This window comes from Sphingobacterium sp. GQ94 (assembly GCF_059758715.1).
Genome location: NZ_JCAXEC010000008.1, coordinates 131,760 through 154,901 on the forward strand (window position 1 = coordinate 131,760; position 23,142 = coordinate 154,901).

A 23,142-nucleotide genomic window follows, 5' to 3' on the forward strand; every position below is an offset into this window, starting at 1 on the left:
AATGAAAAAGATACTATTTTGTGTACTTGCAGCAATACCTTCTTTGGTATTAGCTCAGGAGGACTTCTCTATAAAGGGATCTCTTAAAAATTTGCAGGCTCCTGCAAAAGTGTTTTTAATTTATCAGGAGGGCGGTCAGCGTCATTTGGATTCTGCTGCTATTGAAAAAGGACAATTCACCTATAATGGTGTTGTGGCTGAGCCAACAGAGGCTCAATTGATACTTTCTCCGGAAGGGAAATCAATTAGAGAGCTTCAGGCACCTGATATGACTACCGTATATTTAGCAAAAGGAATTATTAATGTTAAAGGAGATAGTTTAAAATCGGCAACTGTCTCTGGGAATGCAATTAATAATGATTATGCTAAATACAAAGAAACGTTGAAGGAAGTCACTGATCAATTTGCGTTGTTGAATCAGGAATTTAGAGCAGCTACTCCTGAACAACAACAGGATGAGACTTTTCGTGGTAAATTGCAGGGTAAAGCAAATGAACTTTTTGACCAACAGAAGAAGATTGATGCCGATTATGTAAAAAGCAATCCAAATAGTTTCATTAGTTTAAATCTTTTACAAGATATGGTCTCTTCTGACAATGTAATGGATGTAATTGTACCTGCATTCGATAAAATGCCTGCAGCTCTGAAAAATTCAGCTAAGGGGAAAGCCTTATCTGTGCAGATAGAAACACTTAAAAAAGTGGCAGTGGGAGCCCTGGCGCCCGAAATTGCATTGCCAGATACTGCTGGAAATATTGTTAAATTATCTTCGTTACGTGGTAAATATGTATTGATAGATTTTTGGGCTAGCTGGTGTGGGCCGTGTAGGCAAGAGAATCCGACAGTAGTTGCTGCTTATAATAAATTTAAAGACAAAAATTTCACAATATTTGGTGTATCATTAGATCGTGAGAGTGGAAAACAGGATTGGATTCAAGCGATTGCTGATGATAAATTAGGGCAATGGTCTCATGTTTCAGATTTGAAATTCTGGCAATCTGAGGTTGTAGATCTTTATGGAATTAAAGGAATTCCTCAGAACTTTTTAATAGGTCCTGATGGAAAAATCATCGCTTCAAATCTTCGCGGCGCGGCCTTGGAGGCAAAACTCGCTGAAATTATAAAATAATATACTTTCGTGGAATCTAAAAAGGGGAATTAAGTTCAGACTTAATTCCCCTTTTTTAATACTCCATTTCGGAATTAAAAGCCATCGTAAAAAGAACTCTCTTGCTTTTAAAAGTGTTTTCTGGATTATACCAATACTTATTTCCTGATCGTTATTGGGATCCGGTTAAGAGTTGGATGAAATCGGCGAGTGTTCGTTCTGTAAAATTCTGAAAATATCTTCCAAAGTTGCTACAGGTCGAACTAGTATTGCATGTTTTTTAATCTCTAATCCTTTCGTATTGTATTTCGAAATAAAAATTTGTGTGAATCCGAGTTTCTCCGCTTCTTGAATTCGTTGTTCAATCCTGTTTACTGCTCTTATTTCTCCAGATAGACCAACCTCTCCGGCAAAGGTAATGGTTGAGGATAATGGGATATCTTGTTGGGAGGAAATAAGTGCGGCTATCACGGCTAGATCTATTGCAGGATCCTCTACTTTTAATCCACCAGCAATGTTCAAAAAGACATCAAGTGTACTTAGCCTAAAACCGAATCTCTTTTCTAGAACAGCAAGGAGCATATTTAAACGTTTGGTATCAAATCCAGTGGAGCTTCTTTGAGGTGTTCCATAAGCGGAATTGGAGACTAAGGCCTGGACTTCTATCATAATCGGTCTCATCCCTTCTAACATTGCGGCAACCGCAATTCCACTAACAGGCTCCTCTCTTTGTGATAACATGATCTCTGAGGGATTCGTGACCTCTCGCAAACCATTGCCTTGCATTTCATAAATACCCAATTCAGAAGAAGAACCAAACCTGTTTTTAACAGCTCTTATGATACGATAAACGTGGTTTCTATCGCCTTCAAACTGTAATACAGTATCCACCATGTGTTCTAGTACCTTCGGGCCAGCAATTGCCCCATCTTTAGTAATGTGACCAACTATACAAACAGGAGTGTTAGTCTCTTTAGCAAATCTAAGCAGTTCTGCAGTGCATTCTCGTACTTGTGATACGGAACCTGGAGAAGATTCGATTTGGTCCGTATGTAAAGTTTGAATGGAATCAATGACCACCAAATCTGGTTTGACTTGTTCTATTTGTTTGAAAATATTTTGCATGGAAGTTTCTGTCAGGATAAAGCAGTTTGCATTTGAGCTTTGGGATAATCTTTCTGCTCGCATTTTTATTTGCTGTTCGCTTTCCTCTCCCGAAATATATAAGGTCTTGATTTTTGGAATCGATAAGGCTAATTGAAGCATCAGAGTAGATTTCCCAATTCCCGGTTCTCCTCCAATTAAAACCAATGAACCCGGAACAATTCCTCCACCTAGAACCCGGTTAAATTCTTGGTCTGGTGTGTGAATACGCTGTTCCTCTGTATATACAATTTCATGAATGATAGCAGCCTTATTTACCCTCTTGCTTTCCCCAGACAAAGAATTTGTTAAACTCCTCCACTGCGGGATCCTAGAAGAAGCCTTCTCCACGACCTCCTCAACCAAGGAATTCCACTGTTTGCATGAAGGACATTGACCGAGCCATTTTGGTGATTCATAACCACAGGATTGACAGAAATATGCTGATTTTGATTTTGCCATTGAGCTAAATTAGAAAAATGTATTCAGATGTTGTAACATTACCTTATTATTACCGACTTATATTTACAGATGAATCTTAAACTAGAAATAGAATTTGTGAGCCTATTGGAGGAAAATCAAAATATTCTCCATAAAATATGTAAGCTATATACCGCTGATTCGGACTCGCATCAGGATTTATTTCAGGAAATGGTTATCCAGTTATGGAAATCTTACCCAAAGTTTAAAGGAGACTCAAAATTTTCCACATGGGCTTATAGAGTTTCATTGAACACTGCTATTTCATTGTTTAGAGGAAATAGAAGCAAAATTTCAACGGTAGAAATGGATCCATCTTTTCTCAATATTCGTTATGAGGAATACAATTCGAATGAGGAGGAGCAACTTAAGTATTTATATGAATCAGTTCGTTTGCTCTCGGATGTCGATAAAGCCCTTGTCTACATGTATTTGGAAGATAAAGAATATGTGGAAATTGCTGAAACATTGGGAATCTCTGAAGTGAACGCAAGAGTAAAAATGAATCGTATAAAGAAGAAATTAAAAGAAATGTTAAAAAAGAAAGGGGTTATATAATGGACGGTATAGACTTATTAAAAAAACATTGGCAAAAAGACCAAGATTTTCCAAAATATAAACCGGATGAAATTAGAGAAATGCTACATAAAAGCTCTTCATCGCTCGTAAAGTGGATTTTTATTATTAGTTTGATTGAACTATTTCTAGGAATTTGTTTAAATGTATACGTTTACTTTTATGATGCGGATATAGAAACTAATCCTGGGGCACTCCGTTTTTTTTCTGAATTAGTTGATGTACTTCTTTATTTTGTAACCTTTTATTTTATTTACTGTTTTTTTAAAGCCTACAAGCAGATAAAGAACACAAATAGCACTACGGTTTTAATTAATAACATTATTGCGACTCGAAAAACAGTAGGCGATTACATCAAATTTAATATCTATATAATTATTTATTCACTTGCATTATCAGGAATTTCTCGGTTTTTAAACACAGATATAAGCACTTGGAATTTTGCACAAGTTATTTTATACATTGTATTCTTAAGCGGGATATTATTTCTTGTCGGCTGGCTGTTGATTAGTCTAATCAAACGATATTATAAACTGCTCTATATACGCTTAGTGAATAAGCTTGAGGTGAATTACGAGGATTTGCAACGTTTGGAGGATCAGGAATAATATAGGATAGGTTAATTTTCATTTTCCTTTAAAATCCTCAAAAAGTTTAAACCCATAATCTTCGCGATATCTTGCTGACTATAGCCTCTTCCTAACAGTTGTTGTGTCAGTACAGGCAGTTTTGAGACATCTTCAAGTCCTTGCGGGGGAGATTCAATTCCATCATAATCTGAGCCAATAGCTACATGATCGATCCCGACTTTACCCACAAGGTAGTCGATATGATCTAGTAAATTTACTATAGGTACATTGGCTTTATTCTTTTTATCCAAGCTTAATCGGCTGTACATCATACCCGTTGAGAGCTGTTTTGAATCCTTCTCTGCCTTATGGTCCTGTTCGTACAAATCTTTTACTCTTTTTGTGTAATCGGAATCCAGAAACTCTGAATAAAAGTTTACACCTATTACCCCCTTGTTTTTTTTGAGTGCTACTAATTGTTGGTCGTCCAAATTTCGGTAATGTGGGGTTAAATGAGCTGCATTACTGTGAGAAACTAAAACGGGCTTAGTACTGATTTCTAAAACGTCGTAGAATGTTTGCTTTCCTGCATGAGATAGATCCACCATCATACCCAAATCATTCATTTTCTTTATTATCTGTTTCCCTTTGGTAGTCAAGCCTTTGCCTTTTGAGCCTTTTGTTTTTACTTCTTGTGCCGCTGCAGTTGCCCAAGGTAAGTTGTAATTCCAGGTAAGTGTAAGGTATCTTGCTCCACGAGCATATAAACTTTCTAGGTTATCTAAACTTTCTTCAATCATATTTCCTCCCTCAATCCCAATAATAGCCGCTATTTTGCCTTGTTTTTCGATCCGATGGATATCTTCGCTACTTTTTGCGAGTTCAATTTTATCTTGATTTTTGTTAATAAGTTCTAAAAGGGCATCTATTTGATCATTGGCATGCTTGAACGCATTTTCTTTCCATTTTTTGTCGTCTGACCAAACGGCAAATACTTGAACATCTACCCCTCCCTGTTGTAATCTGGGTAAATCAGTATGTCCTGTCGTGAGTCGTTTGGAAATGTCTTTTCCTGGCAATATGCTTTCATAAATAACATCGTTATGGCCATCTACAACAATCATGTTTTGATGAATCTGTTTGTAGTCCTGTGCAAAAGTATGAATGGAAGGCACCGAAAATAAAAGGATTATTATGTAGAAGACTCTCATTATTTCTGATTATTTATTGTCTGATAAAGTAAATCTTGTATTCGGCTTCTTACATTGAGCTCATATAGTTTTGTACTAACCTGGGGGTGAACTCTGTTGGAAAGAAATATATATATAAACTGATTTTTGGGGTCAATCCATATACAGGTACCTGTATAACCCGTATGACCAAATACTGAAGGATTCGCTAATTTTGAGGGATACTCTGAGTTTGGTTTCTCCTCGTAACGATCAAACCCAAGACCGCGACGACTGCTTTCCGACTGTTTGGAAGTAAATAGATCGACTGTTTCTGGTTTAAAATAACGAACTCCCCCATATTTACCACGATTCAGTAACAGTTGACCATAAATTGCTAAATCATTAGCACTGGCAAATAAACCAGCATGACCTGCTACTCCTGCTGCCATAGCTGCTCCCTCATCATGCACAAAACCTTCTAGGAGAGTCTTACGAAATACGGTATCATTTTGCGTAGGAACCATGCGTTTTTTTTCGAATCTTTCTCTTGGGTTATAACCTGCAGTTTTCATGCCGATGGGCTTATAAAGAATTTGTTGAATATAGTCTTGAATTGGTGTTGACGTCTCATGTTCGGCGATTTCTTTCATAACATACATGCTGATATCTGAATAAACATAGTTGCCAATAGGTTTCACCTTCGATTCAAGCATAGCTGGCCACATTATTTCTTGATAATAATTGTTCTTCAAATAGGCGTTATCGGCAAGTTGAATTTGATGTGCTTCGTCTTTTGAATGGACAACATCTCCTGGTTTTAAATTTCTGTAAAATGGTATAAAGGGTGTAAAACCTGCCTCATGCAGAAGGACAGATCGTAAAGGGATATCTGCTTTGTTACTTTCTTTGGCTTGCCAAAGATAATATCCCATGGTACTGTCTAAATTGATGACGTTATTTTCCTGTAAATGCATAATTACGGGAGTCGTCCCCGCAATTTTGCTAATGGAGGCTAAGTCATAAATATCCTCAATAGTGTTTTTTTGTTTCTTCTCGTAGGTGTGATAGCCATAGGCCTTTTCAAAAATCACTTGACCATTTTTTATGGCCATTATCATCATTCCAGGTGCAGCATGGTTTTCGATAGCATCTAAAGCTATAGCATCAATCTGTTTGGTCAGGTTTTCAATGTCTAAACCGGACTGTTTGCCATGCGTATATTGTAGGCGAGTTTGGGTGGTTTTATTTTCTCCCTCAGTTATTCCCAGTCCTGCAAAAATGGACATACCCATATTTTCTTGACCCTGCTGTGTGATATCAGGACTTGAGAGTAAGGATAAATAAGGCGCTAAGTTAGATCTTTGAAATCCCAGTTGAGAAAATTTATTTTCTTCTCCGAATTGACACAATATAACCTGTTTGTTGTTTACCGCAGATTGCAAAATCATTGAAAGATAATCGGGTCTCAAGTTTTTGCTACCAGCGGCGATGATGATTGTATTATAAAATTTAGTATGCTCATCATATTGATCGAAAGTGAAGCTTTCCACCGGGGCATACCGTTGTAGCTGTTTGATAAACGGGGCGAACTTTTGGTTGTCAACTGTTACTACTGCAATCTTATGCTTGTCCAATCTTGTAAGTGGAATAATCTCGTTTTTGTTTTGGACTAATCGGGTTTTGTTGGTGAGCACTTGTTTAAATTGTGCTGTTGCAGATGTAACCAGAAATAAGAATAATATTACTATTAAATTGACTGTACGATTCATAATGATTTGGCTTTAACTATGTAAAACTACAAATAAAACGCACAAAAACGCATGTCCAACGTGTAAATATTCAGTATATTTGATCTATGCCTGAATTATTGGACAATAAAACGATTTTTACACTTTTAGAGGTTTCGCGTAGTATACAAAAGACTATAACTGAGCGTTATAAAAGTCTGTATTGGATTAAGGCTGAAATGAATAAGCTAAACTTTTATACGCATTCGGGTCACTGTTATCCTGAATTATTGGAAAAAAAAGAAGGTAAAATTTTAGCTGAAATGCGATCCATTTTATGGAAAGCGGATTATCAGCGCATAAACAAGCAATTTTTGGACGTTTTGGGAGAACCCCTACGCGAGGGTATAACGATGCTTTTCCAGGCCGCGATCACTTATGATCCTCTCTATGGATTTAGTTTAAAGATAGTAGATATAGATCCAACGTTTGTACTGGGAGAACTTGAAAAAGAAAAGCGTGCTAGTATACAGAGGCTCCAAGAAGAGGGTCTTTTCCACGCAAATAAAAATTTAGACTTAGCACTTGTTCCTAAAAGATTAGCCATAATTTCAGTAGAAACAAGTAAGGGATTATCCGATTTTTTAAAGATCATTCAAGGAAATCCATGGGGGTATAAACTTGAATACACATTATATCCTGCCTTATTACAGGGGGATAAGTCTGTTCTATCTATTATTAAGCAGTTAGAGGTCATTGCAAATCATATAGAAAATTATGATGCTGTCTCTATTATCCGTGGTGGAGGGGGTGATGTTGGGTTAACCGCTTACAATAACTATTTGCTCGCCAAAGCGATTGCCATCTTTCCTATTCCCGTTTTGACCGGAATAGGCCATTCTACAAATGAGACTGTCAGTGAAATGGTTGCTTATAAAAATGCCATAACTCCAAGTGAACTTGCTGACTTTCTATTGCAGAAATTTCATAATTTCGCTATTCCATTAGATCTTTCTCAAGAGCGAATAGTGCGAGCTGCACGGAAAACATTTGATGAACAAACCCGCAAACTAGGTCAGATGGTTTCAGCAATTTCTTGGAACAGTAAGACGTTCTTGCTCAGAGAGAAATCGGGACTCAATAGTATACAATTTAATTTGCAACGATACAGCAGACAGGTTCTAAAGGAAAGTTATTTAGAATTACAACATGTAGAAAGGGTGCTAAATTTGGTAAATCCAATTCATTTATTAAAAAAAGGTTTCGCTGTTGTTCGGCTCAACGGGAAGTCCATTCGTAATTTAAGGCAAATCACCCTTGGTGACCTATTAGAAATACAAATAGAAGACGGTGTGTTCTTGTCAGAGGTAAAACAAGTCAACCCTTTAGAGTCAAAAATTGAAACGAAAAATGGAAAATAAATATAGCTATAAGGAAGCTTTTGAAGAATTACAAGAAATAGTCTCTGAAATTGAGTCTGGTGATGTTGCTGTAGATGAACTGACGCTAAAGATTAATAGGGCAACTGCACTTTTGGCAATATGTAAAGCAAAGTTAACTGACTCAGAAGCAGAAGTAGAGAAACTATTGCAGAAACTTGAACAGGAGAAAGACCGAGAAGAAGCAGAGTAAATTATTCCCTTTTGGACACGCATCTGGTATATTTTCTTAAGACCATTGAAGAATAGATTACGCGAGTAAAATAATGAATTCGATTTATTTGTGATTCAAAATTAATAAACTAAAAAATTTTGCGTTATTTTGCACTGTTTAGAATTAGTCTTATTACAGCTTGATAAAATACCTTTACTCACTGATTGTATCTGTTCTTTTGCCGCTTGGTTTAATTGCACAGTTTTATTCAATTTCTGGATTCGTTAAAGATGCAGATGGATTGCCTTTATCCAATGTTAATATTGAGGTATTAAACAATTCGGCATACTATAGTTTAAGTGATGACCAAGGCTATTTTGAAATTCAACATTTACCCGCTGATACCTACAAAATTAAATTTTCTCATATTTCTTTTAAACCCATCGTTAGAACCTATAAACTGGATAAAAATAGATCTATCGATATTTCCTTTAACGAGGCACAAATTATTATTGAACAGGTATATGTGACGGCAAGAGAATCCAAAAATATGGGCAGTAGTTCACTAATTAATCGTCAAGCGATGCAGCATTTACAGCCATCAAGTTTTACGGATATATTGGAGTTACTACCTGGAGGAAGAACTGCGAACCCTAATTTGGGAGTGGTAAATGGCATCAATTTGCGTTCGGCAGATCAAAACTCGACCTATTCTCCACATGCTTTGGGGACGATGTTTAATGTGGATGGAATGATTTTAAATTCGCAATCGTTGATTGATCCTGTTAGTGGCTTTGGGCTTAGCGAAAATACGATGCATCGGAATCGCGGTATATCGAATATTGGCGTTGATATGCGTGGCATTAGCACGGATAATATTGAAAGTGTTGAAATTATACGAGGTATCCCGTCTGCTGAATATGGTAATTTAACAAGTGGTGTCGTGTTAATTGAGCGAATTAAAGGCTATGAACCGTGGTCAGCTAGAATCAAAGCAGATGGTTATAGTAAATTGTTTAGTTTAGGTAAAGGGTTTGACTTAAAAAACTATACGTTGAATGTAGATGCGGCTTACCTCTTGTCAAATAGCGATATAACGGATATTTTTAATCAGTTTAAGAGAATAAATACCTCCATTCGAGGGGAGAAATCTTGGGGAAATAAGAATTATCGATTCGTTTGGGCTCATCAAATAGAGTTTAATACGACATTGGATGATGAGCGGATGGATCCCGATAATGATTTCCAATCCACGGATAGTTATAAAAATAATAAGCGTTTTTTGGGTGTGGGAAATAATTTTAAATTTTATCGTACCAAATCGGGAAACGGACTCAGAAATGCATCGTTATCGTTTAACTTGAATTATAATGACAACCAGCTTGAAATTGAGAAGTTAGTACAGGCTAGCACTGGATCAATTTTGATGAACTCTTTGACTCCTGGAAGTCATCAAGCCGACTTTTCTATCCCAACCTATGTTGGCTATATGAAAGTGGATGACAAGCCGATTGATATCCGTGCAAAATTTTTGACCAATTGGAGTGTGTTGCTCGGGGTAAAACATCAGATCAAATTAGGAGTAGAATATGCATTCGCAAAAAATTTGGGGACAGGTCAAAATTATGATTTGGATAGACCCATTTCTGCAAATATAAACGCAAGACCAAGGGATTTTTCTCAAATACCCTCCATGAACACTATTTCTATTTTTGCTGAAGATAAGTTTTTTGTTAAAATTGCTGGATTATTATTCGAGAATAGCGTAGGTTTTAGGTCTTATATGCTCGCCAATTTAGATTCGAAATTTAATATTGCAAACAAACTCTATATGGAACCAAGGTATAATGGTAAGTTATATTTGGGGTCGGTGAATGTATTCGGAAAAAAGTTGAAAACAAATATATCTGGAGGGTTTGGTTTACAAATTTTGAATCCAACACAAAATTATTTATACCCCAACCTTCATTATCTTGATCGCCCAGAATTAAGTTATTACCATAATAATCCTAATTACCGCTTGGCTTGGGGAAGGACAATTATAACGGACCCAAGTAATTATGTTATTCAGCCTTCAAAAAACAAGAAATGGGAGTTGGGTGCTCATTTTGATCTGGAAGGAAATTTCTTTTCTATTACCTATTTTAATGAAAAAATGAATAATGGATTCAGAAGCTCGAATATTTACCAGATTATCGACTTTCGTAAATATGATCTGAGCTCGGTTGATCCCAATACGATAACCAAGGCCCCCGAAATTTCGGAGTTTGGTTATGAGGACCAAGCTGAATACCACAGCTATAATCAAATAGGGAACGGCAGTTCCATGAATAAACAGGGTATAGAGTACCAATTTTCATCCAAGAGAATTCAAGGAATCAATACTAGATTTACAATCAATGGTGCATGGTTCAAGAGCTTTAATCGGAATTCTGAACCCGTGTATAGTACCCTCACAAATGTTCTTTCAGATGGGAAGTTTAGGCAATATCTAGCCATGTATGCTGATGAAAATAGTGGCGGACACAATGAAACGTTCAACACAAATCTAACAGGAGATTCTTATCTTCCGAAACTTGGCTTAAATATATCAGTTAGCTTACAAAGCCTCTGGTTCAAATCAAATCAAAGATTAGTTAGAGAGGACTTGCCTATTGGGTATTTCGATATACAAGGTCAGTACAAACCATATACTCAACAGGATCGAGAAGACCCAGTATTACGGAATTTTGATCTTAAAATAGATCCGAATTTATATAGAAAACACACTAGTCCGATTGATTTACTGATGAATATTAAAGCAACTAAAGTTATTAAAGATAAAATTCGAGTAGCTATGTTCGTCAACCGATTATTTGTATACAAACCCAACTATACATTATATGGAAATCGATATTATCGGAATGATCAGGCGCAAGATGCGCCTTATTTTGGGATGGAAATAAATATTAAAATTTAATTACTCAATATATAGTTATGAAAAAGTATAAATTTTTGTTGCTTGGACTCATCGTCTTTTCACTTTCTGCCTGTATGAAAGACAAATTTCTGATCTCAAAGTCGGATTTAATTGTACACCTAGATAAATCAAATCTACAAGGCACCTACGAACTTAGTAATATAAAGGTCACCTTGAAGGAGAGTAATTCAGGTGTTTCTTCAGTGATCGAGATCCCACAAGGCCGGGATTCAGCCATTACGAATGTTCCTTATGGTAATTATACAGCATCATTGAGTGGTGATATTACTTTCACAGAAGAGGGAGGTGATTCAAAATCAATTCAGGTAAATGCGATGAAATCAGGAATTGATATAAATTCAGATGCAACCAGCATTGGACTCGAATTGTTCTTATCTGATCCTTCTGCAGATTTCGTTTTTGAGGAGCTGTTCTTTACAGGTACCTTAACTCCAGAAGGAAAAAAATACAATGGAGATAAATACATTATTCTTCATAATAATTCTATGGATACCCTGTATGCCGACGGGATTTTTATTGCACAATCGGACTTTTTGACCATTACCAAACGATTGTATACTCCTGATATCATGAACGAGGCTTTTTCTTCAAATGAGATTATATTGGTTCCAGGTTCCGGTCAGGAATTTCCTGTTCTGCCAGGAGAGGATTTCGTTATAGCAAATAACGCGATAGACCATACCGAATCCAATCCACTTTCTTTTGACCTTCGTCAAGCAGATTTGGAAATAGAGCTTATTGGTTCTATTAATGTTGATAACCCAGACGTGGTAAACGCTATTAATATTTCAGGGAATATGTTGATGCATAACCAGGGATATACGGCTTATATTATGGGTAGATTACCAGAAAATCAGGACATAGAAACGTTTAAAGCAAATAATACATATTCGTATAGCTATCAAACAGCTCTAGGCACAACTTTAAGTTTTGACTCCTATAAAATCCCTAATTCATTGGTTATTGACGCGGTAAATCTTTCTGTTAAATCTGGTTTTGAATGGATTGTTACCTCCCCAGCTTTAGACATGGGTTGGAGTTATGCAGGTATGCTAAAAAGCGATGATGAAAGATATGGCAAAGCCGTGATTCGTAAATCCTTAGGAGAACTAGCGAACGGTAAACCTCTTCTTAAGGACAATAACAATTCTTCAGATGATTTTACGCCAGCTGTTAAGGCATCCCTAATGAAATAATATGTTAAGGACGATATCCATTGGTTTGATAGCATGTTGCTCCTGCATTTCATTGAGGGCTCAAGATTCAACTTCATATAGTGCTATTGTGGAGCGAACGGATCAAATACAAGCTGTTAGAAACAGCTTTTATAAAACGCCTGCTTTACAGCCCTATCTGCACCAATATTCTGCTACACCAGTGGATATCTCGTATCGATATGAAAATAAAGAAGTTTACAATCAACAATTAGGTAAAGGAGACCAAGGTTTTAAGATCACAACGAGCTCTTACCAGAATAACACTTTTGATGATTATACAGTTTGGGGGGAGGCAACTTATGAGAACTATAAGTCCAAACAGGTACGGTTTAATGAAACCTCTGATTATAATCTTGTTTTTCCTTATGTAACTTCCGACTCTGTTGGAGGCGATTTATTTTCTGAGACGTATCAATTCTCAGGAGGGATTGCTAAGGAAATTAAACGTTGGACCTATGGCCTCCAAGGAGGTTATAAAGCGAATTTATCCCATCGAAAAGTGGATCCTAGACCAAATAATAATTCATCTGATCTACACCTAAGGGCAGGGGGGGCTTATCAGCTTTTCTCAGATTATGTTCTGAGTGGAACTATTGGATTTCGATATTATAAACAAAGAAACTTGCTAAAATTTGTAAATGTGCTAGGGAGACCTCCAGTGGTTTATTTAAATGGGTTAGGCAGTTATAATAGTTTACTTTCAGGTTTTTCTGATACGAATGATGCAATCCTTTACGAACTCACTGGGGCTGAGGCCAGCTTGTCCTTGGTTCCTAAAAGAAATAAGGGTTGGTTTGCACACATTGGATGGAAATGGTTCAATGGATACCGGATCTTATTGAAATCCAGAGATCACAGTAATGATTGGATGGATCATTATCTCGAGAGTCGTCTGGGTTATTCTGCTGAGAATAATGGATTTAGATATGGTTTTTTAGGAGCACTTAATTTGCAGACAAAAAAGGGGATCGAAGGGTTATTCAGTAACCAAGGAAACGATATTGGATACGAGAAAATTTCTGAACTGTCTTCGTATCGATATTATAATTTTAACTATCAGTTAGAGGCCTTTCTGGGCAGGTCCAATTGGTCACTCAAACCTTATGTTTCCTATACTCCATTCAAAGAACAATATCTTTCTCCTTTTAGAGAACAAGCGGTTGATAAGATGACCTTTGGGATGCAAGGACAATTTCTTAAGGAAATTAATAGCGGCTTATTGGGATTTAGTTTAAATTTGAAAAAGGAAAAGGTAATTCAACAAGAGTCTTATTTTTCTGGAACAAAACCGAGCACAGGACTGACAGATTTATTGATATTAAATAATCAATATCTAATAGCTGAGCCTTTTAGCTTGTTTGTTCAAGGGCGTTATGATTTTACGGTAACAAAAGAAATTAAACCATTTTTGAGTTTACAGATGCAAAAGACATGGAAGATAAATCAAGAAATGTTTAATGTCAGCTTAGGATTGGTATTTTAAGATAAAAAATAATGAAGAGAGGGTTTTTTATAGCATTAGCGATAGGTTTCAGCATACTTAGTACCGCATTTCTAAGCAACAACATTCAAGACTTACGTGCAATGTATAGTAAACCGACGCATCTTTGGCCAAAACCGACCATTGATTCGGGAGTCATTTGGAAAGAGTTTGAATCTATCAAAAAATTAGATACAAGTTATTTCTCTATGATGGAACAACCAAAAGTCGTTTTGGGAAAGCTATTGTTCTTTGATCCAATACTATCTGGTTCAAATCAAATTTCTTGTAGTTCATGTCATAATCCGCAAACATCTTGGGCTGACCATTCAACTGTACCTGTTGGAAATGATCATCTAGTAGGAACCCGCAATACGTTATCTCTACTAAATGTGGCAGAACGGAAGTCAATGTTTTGGGATGGAAGAGCCCATTCAATAGAAGAACAGGCACTCAGCCCGATCGAAGCACATAATGAAATGGCGATGGATTTAACGAAATTGGTTCCTAAACTGAAAGCAATTCCAGCTTATCGCGAGCTATTTTTGAAGGCCTTTGGTGAAGATGATTTTTCCATGCCCGAAATTGTTTCTGCCCTTGGAAGTTTCCAGAGAACTCTTACGAGTCGCAGAAGTCGATTTGACCAATTTTTAGACGGCGACTATCAAGCAATTAATGATAAGGAACTGGCTGGTCTGCATTTGTTCCGAACCAAGGCTCGTTGTATGAATTGTCATAATGGGAAGTACTTTACCGATGAGAAATTTCATAATATTGGTTTGACTTATTACAAACGTAAATATGAAGATTTGGGACGATATGAGGTGACAAAAAATCCTTCAGATGTTGGTAAGTTTAGAACCCCTTCTTTACGTGATATCATGAATACAGGACCATGGATGCACAACGGCTTGTTTGATAACATGATTGGAATACTTAATATGTATAACAGCGGAATGGTTATAACCAACCCGAAAAACGCACAGCAGATGGCTGATCCAATGCATCCTCATACAGATCCCTTGATGAAAAAGCTTGATCTCTCCAGAGAAGAGATTCAACAGGTTGCAGCCTTTCTGGAGACGATTACAGGATCAAAATACCGGATGGCCCGTCCAGAGAAGTTGCCGAGGTAAATTTTGTAACTATGTTGTAGTCTGTTAATTTAATTCTAAATAGAGGGATGTGTTTTTGGACAGATTTGTATAACTTTGAAAGTTATGCTAAAAAATGCAATTCTTACACCCAAGACTCACATTCAAATTAAAGGTGCCCGTGTTAATAATCTAAAGAATATTGATGTTGATATTCCCAAGAATAAGTTGGTCGTTATTACCGGAATGTCAGGATCTGGTAAATCATCATTAGCCTTCGATACCCTTTATGCAGAAGGTCAACGTAGATATGTAGAAAGTCTTTCTTCTTACGCCCGTCAGTTTATGGGTAGGATGAATAAACCTGATGTAGATTATATTAAAGGAATAGCTCCGGCAATTGCAATTGAGCAAAAGGTTATCTCAAGTAACCCCAGATCAACAGTAGGGACTTCAACAGAAATTTATGATTACTTAAAGCTATTGTATGCCCGGATTGGACGTACTTTCTCTCCTATCTCAGGAAAGCAGGTGCGTAGAGATACGGTAAGCTTGGTTGTGGACAAATTAATGTCTTATGAAGCAGATACCACAATCACCATATATTGCCCTTTGAACCCAAGTAATAACAGGCTGTTAAAGGAAGAACTGTCTCTTTTGCTTCAAAAAGGGTTTGTTCGGGTGAAATTTAAAGATACCATTCAAAAGATCGAATCGTTGTTGGAAGACAAATCCATCAAAAATTTCAATTTTACAGCTGATGATATTCATGTTGTTATTGATCGGGTTGTTTTGGATCATGGTCAGGATACGATAAATCGAATAAGTGACTCTGTGCAGACTGCATTTTTTGAAGGAAAGGGGATTTGTATAGTCGAAGTTAACCAAGAAGAGTTTTCCTTTTCAGATAAATTTGAACTCGATGGTATCCAATTTGAAGAACCAAGTTCCAATTTTTTTAGTTTCAACAATCCATACGGTGCGTGCAAACGTTGTGAAGGCTATGGTAAGGTGATAGGGATAGATCCTGACTTGGTTATTCCCGATAAGAGTCGTTCAATTTATGATGGAGCAATTGCACCCTGGCGTGGTGAAAAAATGGGAGCTTGGCTAGATAAGCTGATTAAGAATGCCTTGAAATTTGATTTTCCTATTCATAGGGCTTATAACGATTTAACAAAAGATCAACAAGACCTACTCTGGCAAGGGAATAAATATTTCGACGGATTAAATGCTTTTTTTGCAGAGCTTGAAGAACAAACCTATAAAATTCAATATCGGGTTATGTTGTCTCGTTATAGAGGCAAGACAAATTGTCCGGAATGTAAGGGAACTAGGCTTCGTAAAGATGCAACGTATGTAAAAATCGATGGACATTCTATTGATGAGATCGTTTTACTTCCTTTAGATCATGCACTTAGTCTTTTTCAGAACATCAAACTTGACGATACCGAGTCAATGATCGCAAAGAGATTACTGTCCGAAATAACAAATAGACTTCAGTTTCTTTGTGATGTAGGGTTGAGTTATTTGACTTTGAATAGACTTAGCAACAGTTTATCGGGCGGTGAGTCTCAAAGAATAAATTTGGCTACTTCATTAGGTAGCTCATTAGTTGGTTCGATATATGTATTGGATGAACCAAGTATAGGGCTACATCCTCGTGATACCCAGAAATTAATCGGTGTATTGAAATCTTTGCGTGATGCTGGAAATACGGTTATTGTTGTTGAACATGAACAAGAGATGATGGAGGCAGCAGATTACTTAATCGATATTGGTCCTGAGGCAGGCGTAAACGGTGGAGAACTTGTTTTTGCCGGTACGCATCAACAAATTATAGCAGATAATGACAGTTTAACAGGTAAATACCTTTCAGGCGAATTGCAAATAAAGGTACCTGAGAAACGAAGGAAGTGGAATGAAAGTATTCAGATTAAGGGTGCTAGGGAAAACAATCTTAATGGATTAACAGTCGATTTTCCATTGCATATATTCACTGTAGTTTCCGGTGTATCTGGGTCGGGTAAAACATCGCTTGTTAAAAAGATACTTTATCCGGCTTTGCAGAAGACATTAGGAAGTTACACTGGTGAACAAACAGGTCTATTTGATGGGATTGAGGGAGCAATTGACCAAATTGAGCAAGTAGAAATGGTCGATCAAAACCCAATTGGACGATCCACAAGGTCCAATCCAGTAACCTATGTCAAAGCATGGGATGAAATCCGCTCACTTTATTCGACATTACCTGCGGCAAAAGCGAATGGGTTAAAACCTTCCGCCTTCTCTTTTAATGTGGAGGGTGGTCGTTGTGAGAATTGTCAAGGTGAAGGGTCTGTTAAGATCGAAATGCAATTCATGGCTGACATTACCTTGCCTTGTGAGGTATGTGATGGTAAAAGGTTTAAACAGCATGTGTTGGACGTCAAATATCACGAGAAATCAGTTGCAGATGTTTTGGATTTAAGTGTAGACGAGGCCGCTGTTTTCTTTGCTGATCAAACTAAAATTCTGAATAAATTAATGCCCTTAATAGAAGTTGGTTTAGGGTATGTAAAATTGGGACAATCCTCGAGTACATTATCCGGAGGAGAGGCACAACGTATAAAATTGGCCTCGTTTCTCATCAAAGGAAATAACCTAAAAAAAACATTGTTTATATTTGATGAACCCACCACAGGATTGCATTTCCATGATATTAGCAAATTGCTTAAAGCATTTAATGCGTTGATAGCACTGGGAAATTCTGTCTTGGTTATAGAACATAATCTAGATATGATTAAATCCGCGGATTGGATTATTGATATAGGGCCAGAGGGGGGTGAAAAAGGAGGAGAACTTGTTTTCACAGGAACCCCTGAAGATTTAATCAATTGTAAAAATTCATATACAGGTGATTTCTTGAAACGTCACCTAAATTCATAATCATAATTTACCTAAAATGCTTAAAAAAAATAGTATATTATTTTTATTTCTGTCTTGTTTTACGCTGCTTAGCGCTCAAGTAGAAAGACCGAAACTTGTCGTAGGGTTGATGGTTGATCAAATGCGGTGGGATTATTTGTATCGCTTTGCTGATCGCTATGGGGAGGACGGTTTTAAACGCCTATTGCGAGAGGGTTTCTCCTGTGAAAATACAGTGATAGATTATGTACCTACTTTTACAGCAATTGGCCATAGTTCGGTATACACTGGAAGTGTTCCCTCAATTCATGGTATAGCTGGAAATGATTGGATCGAACAACAGACGGGATTATCCATGTATTGTACCCAAGACAATACAGTGAAAGGCGTCGGAACAGACCTTAAAATGGGACAACAATCCCCAAGAAACTTATTAGCCTCAACAGTAACAGATGAATTAAAAATGGCTACTAATTTTAATTCAAAGGTTGTGGGAATTGCGATTAAAGACCGTGGAGGAATACTACCTGCTGGACATTTTGCAGATGCAGCATATTGGTTTGAAGCAAAGACTGGAGATTGGGTAAGTAGTTCTTATTATATGCAAGAATTACCCGCGTGGGTTACAGGGTTTAATAAGCAAAAACTTGCTGACAAATATTTAAAACAAGACTGGAATACACTTTATCCATTAGATACATATAATCGCAATAGCATCAAGGATGATAATGTATATGAAGGAAAGTGGGCCGGAGAAGAAAGTCCAACTTTTCCAAGAAAAACATCTCTGTTGATGAAAGATGCCGGGTATGAATTAATAAAATCTACGCCTTACGGAAATACGTTGACATTTGATTTCGCAAAGCAAGCAATTAAGAACGAACAATTGGGGAATAACCCAAAAAATGCTACGGATTTTTTATGTGTTAGCCTCTCAGCTACTGATTATGTAGGGCACAGATATTCGTTGTCCTCTGTGGAAATTGAAGATATATACCTTCGTCTTGATCAAGAACTCGCTGAGTTCTTAGCCTACCTAGATAAAACAGTTGGAAAAGGAAATTATACGTTTTTCTTAACGGCTGATCATGCCGCATCGTACAATTCTCGCTATTATATGGATATGAGAGGAAATGGTGGGTATTTTTTCTCTAGGCAAATTCTTAGAAATTTGAATGATAGTTTAAAAGTTGAATTTGGACATGATAAATTAATTAGAAGCCTGATGAATTACCAAGTTCACCTCAACTATGATGTGATTGAACAGAATGATTTAGATCTACAAGAAGTAAAGGAATACATTATTAAATCATTGAAAAACGAGGATGGAATAGCCTATGTCATGGATATGGAAGGCGGAGAAAATTTGTTAATTCCCAAGGCTCTTCGAGAAAAGGTAATCAACGGTTACAACCGTAAACGCAGTGGAGCAATTCAAATAATTACAGATCCTCAATGGTATGACGGGACACCTCGATCCACTGGAACAACGCATGGAACATGGACACCTTATGATTCTCATATACCATTATTGTTTATGGGATGGGGTGTCAAACCAGGTAAATCGAATCGATCCATAGGTATTACAGATATTGCACCAACTATTTCTTCTCTATTGCATATAATGGAGCCTAACGGGTCCATTGGTTCACCTATTGTTGAGGTATTAGGGAATTAGTCTATAATTTTTCATATTTTTGAGGAAGTAGGACCAGATCAGCTTATCTTATGCTATCAAAGAAAACAAAATACGCAATTAAAGCCCTAATGGTATTAGGCAGGAATTATGGGAATGAACCTATGCAAATTGGAAAAATTGCAGAGGAGGAACGTATACCTAAGAAATTTCTGGAGCAGATCCTTTTAGAAATGCGCAATGCCGGTATTTTGTATTCAAAAAAAGGTGCAGGTGGCGGTTATAGTCTGAACAAAGCGCCTGAAGATATTTACCTCTCTCAGGTGATGCGTTTAATCGATGGGCCGATTGCCCTACTTCCTTGTGTAAGTCTAAATTTTTATCGTTCCTGTGAGGAATGTGTAGAAGAGCATGCTTGTGGTATACGAGACACATTTGTTGAGGTCCGCAATGCGATGCTTCAAATTTTGAATGACACCTCTGTTTCCAACTTAATTAACAAAGAAAAGCAATTAAATTTGGACGATAATCCAGATCAAATTTCATAGAGCTCAATTGGTAATCCATCTGGGTCCTTGAAGAAGGTAAATTTTTTGTTGGTTGATTTGTCAATCCGGATCGATTCTACTATAATTTGCAGCTGCTCAAGCTTTTTCTTTTCCAATTGGATGTTTTCAACTTTAAAAGCAAGATGTCTTAATCCAGCTGCCTCTGGGTAACTCGGGCGTTCCAAAGCCTCAACAAAGGAGAATAATTCAATACAATATTGACCTTGACAAGCTAAATCAAGTTTATAAGAGTTTGACTCAGCGCGATAAACTTCTTGAATAATTTCTAAGCCTAATATCTGGCTATAGAATGCTTTCGAGATTTTGTAATTGCTGCATATAATTGCAACATGGTGAATTCCCTTTAGCGTAATCATTTACAACGCTTTTACGAGTTGTTCAAAGGCCATACCCCGGGAGGCTTTTAATAAAATCATAGACCCTTTGATTGGGTTTTGACTTAGTTGATCTAGTAATTCCTGCGTGTTTTGGTAAAATTCAGCTCGTGAATCTCGCTGAGCAAAGAAAGCTTTTCCAACAAAAATTAATCGGTCTACACCAATGGTCTTCGCTTTTTCTATCACTTTCTTATGTTCTTGTTCGCTTTGATCGCCCATTTCAAACATGTCGCCCAGAATAGCAACTTTTTTATCAGCCTGCACTACGGATAAATTCTGAAGTGCGGCTTCCATACTACTTGCGTTTGCGTTGTAATAATCAGCAATCAAAGTATTGTTTGGGGTTTTGGTAATTTGCGATCTGTTATTCTGAGGGGTATATTGCGCAATACCTGTATTGATTTGTTCTGCACTTATATTGAAATGTAAACCAATTGCAATTGCAGCGAGTATATTTTCGGTGTTATAAGTTCCAGTTAATTTTGTTGAAACTTCATAAGGTTCCGCTTCGGCTGATTGTTTCCAGAAAATACTTAAATAAGGGTTCGCGTAATTTAGTTTACCTATTACTGAATTTTCCTCAGAGGAACCATAATAGGTAGTTTTTTGCAGATTTCTTTGTTTAGCCATGCGCATTAGATGTGTATTATCACCTTGTATAAATGCCCAACCTTGGTGAGCAAGCAAGTAATCATAGAGCTCACCTTTAGCTTTTATTACTCCTTCAAATGAACCAAAACCTTCTAGATGAGCGATGCCCACATTGGTTATTAATCCATGGGTAGGCTGTGAAATTTCACATAAAGAAGCTATTTCATTTACATGATTTGCGCCCATTTCAATGACTGCTATTTCGGTTTCCCTTGTTAAGGAAAGGATTGAAAGTGGTACACCAATATGATTGTTAAGGTTTCCTTTTGTACAAAATGCGTTGTATTTCTGAGAAACTACACTGAATATTAATTCTTTGCTTGTAGTTTTTCCGTTTGTTCCGGTGATCCCAATTACTGGAATAGTCAGCTGTTTCCTATGATATTTAGCAAGTTCCTGCAAACAAGTTAAGACATCATCTACAAGAATGTAATTTGGTTTATCTAAATAATATTCTTGCTGATCTACTACGACATACTTTGCTCCGAGATTTAAAGCATCGGCTGCAAATTGATTGCCATTAAAGGATTCTCCTTTTAGGGCAAAGAATATACAGTCTTGAGTGATTGACCTGGTATCGGTACAGATATTTGGGTGCTTCTGATATATGTGGTAGAGATCGACTATATGCATCGTTTGATTTTTTAACAAAGGTAACAAGCAATTAAGATAAATAAAACACCACTAACTGATTTTAGCTCAGAATTATTTGAGTGTAGATCTCATCGAAATTTATGGAAGTCATAATTTTAAAAACAGAAGGGACCTTTTGACTGAGGTATTCAATTTATGTAATCTCATAAAAGACGAAATCCAGATTTTGATAAATCTGGATTTCGTCTTTTATTTTGGCTGAATTACAAGGAAAGTATCTCGACAATCCTAGTCAGATCCGAATTTACTCTATCAATATGTTTGATTGCTTTAGAGAACGGAGTGAATTGAACACTTCCACAGATCAAGCCTGCCATTTCTCCCCTGCGACCTTCTATTAAACCCTCAACAGCTGCCACTCCTAGACGACTCGCTAATACTCGGTCCATACAGGTTGGTTTTCCACCACGTTGAATGTGCCCCAATATAGAAAGACGAACATCGTAGGAAGGGAAATTTGCTTGTATTTTTTCTGCTACAACCATTCCGCCTTCTTTATCTCCTTCGGCAACGATAACAATGCGAGAAGACTTATTTTTTCTGGATTTGTCTAAACGTTTCATTATAGAATCATAATCGACTTCTAGTTCGGGTATTAAAACAGCTTCCGCGCCCGTACTTATGCCCGAACGTAACGCTATTAAACCTGAGTCTCTTCCCATTACCTCAACAACGAATAAACGATCATGAGATTCCGCTGTATCCCTAATTTTATCGACAGCATCTATAACCGTATTGATAGCTGTATCGTATCCTATAGTAAAGTCTGTTCCACTTAGATCATTATCAATTGTGCCAGGCAACCCTATAATTGGAATATCAAATTCTTCAATAAATTTTGATGCTCCTGTAAATGTTCCATCACCACCGATAACTACTAAGGCGTCAATGTTGAGTTTTAGTAAATTTTCATAAGCCGTTTTTCTGCCTTCAACAGTCCTAAATTCATCACTTCTTGCTGTTTTTAAGATGGTTCCACCTCTTTGAATAATGTTGGCGACGGATTTAGCATCCATCGGACAAATATCCCCTTGAACCAATCCGTCATATCCTCTACGGATACCATACATGTTCATTCCGTGATATATACCTGTTCTGATTACGGCGCGAATAGCGGCATTCATTCCAGGAGAGTCTCCTCCTGAAGTCAATACTGCAATGTTTTTTATGGTGCTCATATGTCAAATATACCGAATTACTTAATTGCTT

Annotated in this window: 18 protein-coding genes; 12 read left to right on the top strand and 6 right to left on the bottom strand. The window is 37.0% G+C overall.

Annotated features, from left to right (window positions below; translation table 11 throughout):
• Position 1 precedes the first annotated feature (1 nt).
• Positions 2-1,129, top strand: coding sequence for a redoxin domain-containing protein (locus tag AC6CHH_RS09455; protein ID WP_498282154.1), 1,128 nt, complete (start codon positions 2-4; stop codon positions 1,127-1,129).
• 165 nt (positions 1,130-1,294) lie between these two features.
• On the opposite strand, the gene radA is transcribed toward AC6CHH_RS09455, so the two are convergent.
• The gene (gene radA, locus AC6CHH_RS09460; RefSeq protein ID WP_498282156.1) at positions 1,295-2,713 is read right to left on the bottom strand and encodes a DNA repair protein RadA; all 1,419 of its coding nucleotides are present in this window, start codon (positions 2,711-2,713) and stop codon (positions 1,295-1,297) included.
• Positions 2,714-2,782: 69 nt separating this feature from the next.
• Between radA and AC6CHH_RS09465 the strand changes: the two genes are divergently transcribed.
• Together AC6CHH_RS09465 and AC6CHH_RS09470 are read left to right on the top strand one after the other, a co-directional pair.
• Positions 2,783-3,289 (top strand): RNA polymerase sigma factor, encoded by a 507-nt coding sequence (locus AC6CHH_RS09465; RefSeq protein ID WP_498282158.1) that lies wholly within the window; start codon positions 2,783-2,785, stop codon positions 3,287-3,289.
• Positions 3,289-3,915 carry a DUF8845 family protein gene (locus AC6CHH_RS09470; RefSeq protein ID WP_498282160.1) on the top strand — a complete coding sequence of 209 codons (627 nt, stop codon included), beginning with the start codon at positions 3,289-3,291 and terminating at the stop codon, positions 3,913-3,915. Before AC6CHH_RS09465 ends, AC6CHH_RS09470 begins: the two co-directional genes overlap by 1 nt.
• 11 nt (positions 3,916-3,926) lie before the next feature.
• Here AC6CHH_RS09470 and AC6CHH_RS09475 read toward each other — a convergent pair whose 3' ends face one another.
• Together AC6CHH_RS09475 and AC6CHH_RS09480 are read right to left on the bottom strand one after the other, a co-directional pair.
• The gene (locus tag AC6CHH_RS09475) at positions 3,927-5,087 is read right to left on the bottom strand and encodes a dipeptidase (protein WP_498282162.1); all 1,161 of its coding nucleotides are present in this window, start codon (positions 5,085-5,087) and stop codon (positions 3,927-3,929) included.
• Positions 5,087-6,817 (bottom strand): serine hydrolase domain-containing protein, encoded by a 1,731-nt coding sequence (locus AC6CHH_RS09480; RefSeq protein WP_498282164.1) that lies wholly within the window; start codon positions 6,815-6,817, stop codon positions 5,087-5,089. The genes AC6CHH_RS09475 and AC6CHH_RS09480 overlap by 1 nt, the downstream gene beginning before the upstream one ends.
• 86 nt (positions 6,818-6,903) lie before the next feature.
• On the opposite strand from AC6CHH_RS09480, the gene xseA reads away from it, so the two are divergent.
• From xseA to AC6CHH_RS09525, 9 genes are all read left to right on the top strand, one after another.
• A complete protein-coding gene (gene xseA / locus AC6CHH_RS09485) occupies positions 6,904-8,196 on the top strand; it encodes an exodeoxyribonuclease VII large subunit (protein WP_498282166.1) in 1,293 nt (430 codons plus the stop codon).
• On the top strand, positions 8,186-8,407 hold the full coding sequence (gene xseB, locus AC6CHH_RS09490) for an exodeoxyribonuclease VII small subunit (RefSeq protein ID WP_498282168.1): 222 nt from the start codon (positions 8,186-8,188) through the stop codon (positions 8,405-8,407). The genes xseA and xseB overlap by 11 nt, the downstream gene beginning before the upstream one ends.
• Positions 8,408-8,567: 160 nt before the next feature.
• Complete coding sequence (locus AC6CHH_RS09495; RefSeq protein WP_498282170.1) at positions 8,568-11,327, top strand: TonB-dependent receptor; 2,760 nt, start codon at positions 8,568-8,570, stop codon at positions 11,325-11,327.
• Positions 11,328-11,344: 17 nt separating this feature from the next.
• On the top strand, positions 11,345-12,544 hold the full coding sequence (locus tag AC6CHH_RS09500; protein WP_498282172.1) for a DUF4876 domain-containing protein: 1,200 nt from the start codon (positions 11,345-11,347) through the stop codon (positions 12,542-12,544).
• Between the two features lies 1 nt (position 12,545).
• Positions 12,546-14,048: a DUF6850 family outer membrane beta-barrel protein gene (locus AC6CHH_RS09505; protein ID WP_498282174.1), complete on the top strand. Its 1,503-nt coding sequence runs from the start codon at positions 12,546-12,548 to the stop codon at positions 14,046-14,048.
• Between the two features lie 11 nt (positions 14,049-14,059).
• Positions 14,060-15,181: a cytochrome-c peroxidase gene (locus tag AC6CHH_RS09510; protein ID WP_498282176.1), complete on the top strand. Its 1,122-nt coding sequence runs from the start codon at positions 14,060-14,062 to the stop codon at positions 15,179-15,181.
• Positions 15,182-15,265: 84 nt separating this feature from the next.
• Positions 15,266-18,067, top strand: a complete 2,802-nt coding sequence (gene uvrA, locus AC6CHH_RS09515) for an excinuclease ABC subunit UvrA (protein ID WP_498282178.1) — start codon at positions 15,266-15,268, stop codon at positions 18,065-18,067.
• A 16-nt stretch (positions 18,068-18,083) separates the two neighbouring features.
• A complete protein-coding gene (gene pafA / locus AC6CHH_RS09520) occupies positions 18,084-19,724 on the top strand; it encodes an alkaline phosphatase PafA (RefSeq protein WP_498282180.1) in 1,641 nt (546 codons plus the stop codon).
• 50 nt (positions 19,725-19,774) lie between these two features.
• On the top strand, positions 19,775-20,230 hold the full coding sequence (locus AC6CHH_RS09525; protein ID WP_498282182.1) for an RrF2 family transcriptional regulator: 456 nt from the start codon (positions 19,775-19,777) through the stop codon (positions 20,228-20,230).
• Here AC6CHH_RS09525 and gloA2 read toward each other — a convergent pair.
• The 3 genes from gloA2 to pfkA form a co-directional block, all read right to left on the bottom strand.
• Positions 20,218-20,607, bottom strand: coding sequence for an SMU1112c/YaeR family gloxylase I-like metalloprotein (gloA2, locus tag AC6CHH_RS09530; RefSeq protein WP_498282184.1), 390 nt, complete (start codon positions 20,605-20,607; stop codon positions 20,218-20,220). The genes AC6CHH_RS09525 and gloA2 overlap by 13 nt on opposite strands.
• Positions 20,608-21,912: a UDP-N-acetylmuramoyl-tripeptide--D-alanyl-D-alanine ligase gene (locus tag AC6CHH_RS09535; protein ID WP_498282186.1), complete on the bottom strand. Its 1,305-nt coding sequence runs from the start codon at positions 21,910-21,912 to the stop codon at positions 20,608-20,610.
• A gap of 224 nt (positions 21,913-22,136) precedes the next feature.
• Positions 22,137-23,111: a 6-phosphofructokinase gene (gene pfkA / locus AC6CHH_RS09540; protein ID WP_498282188.1), complete on the bottom strand. Its 975-nt coding sequence runs from the start codon at positions 23,109-23,111 to the stop codon at positions 22,137-22,139.
• Positions 23,112-23,142 lie beyond the last annotated feature (31 nt).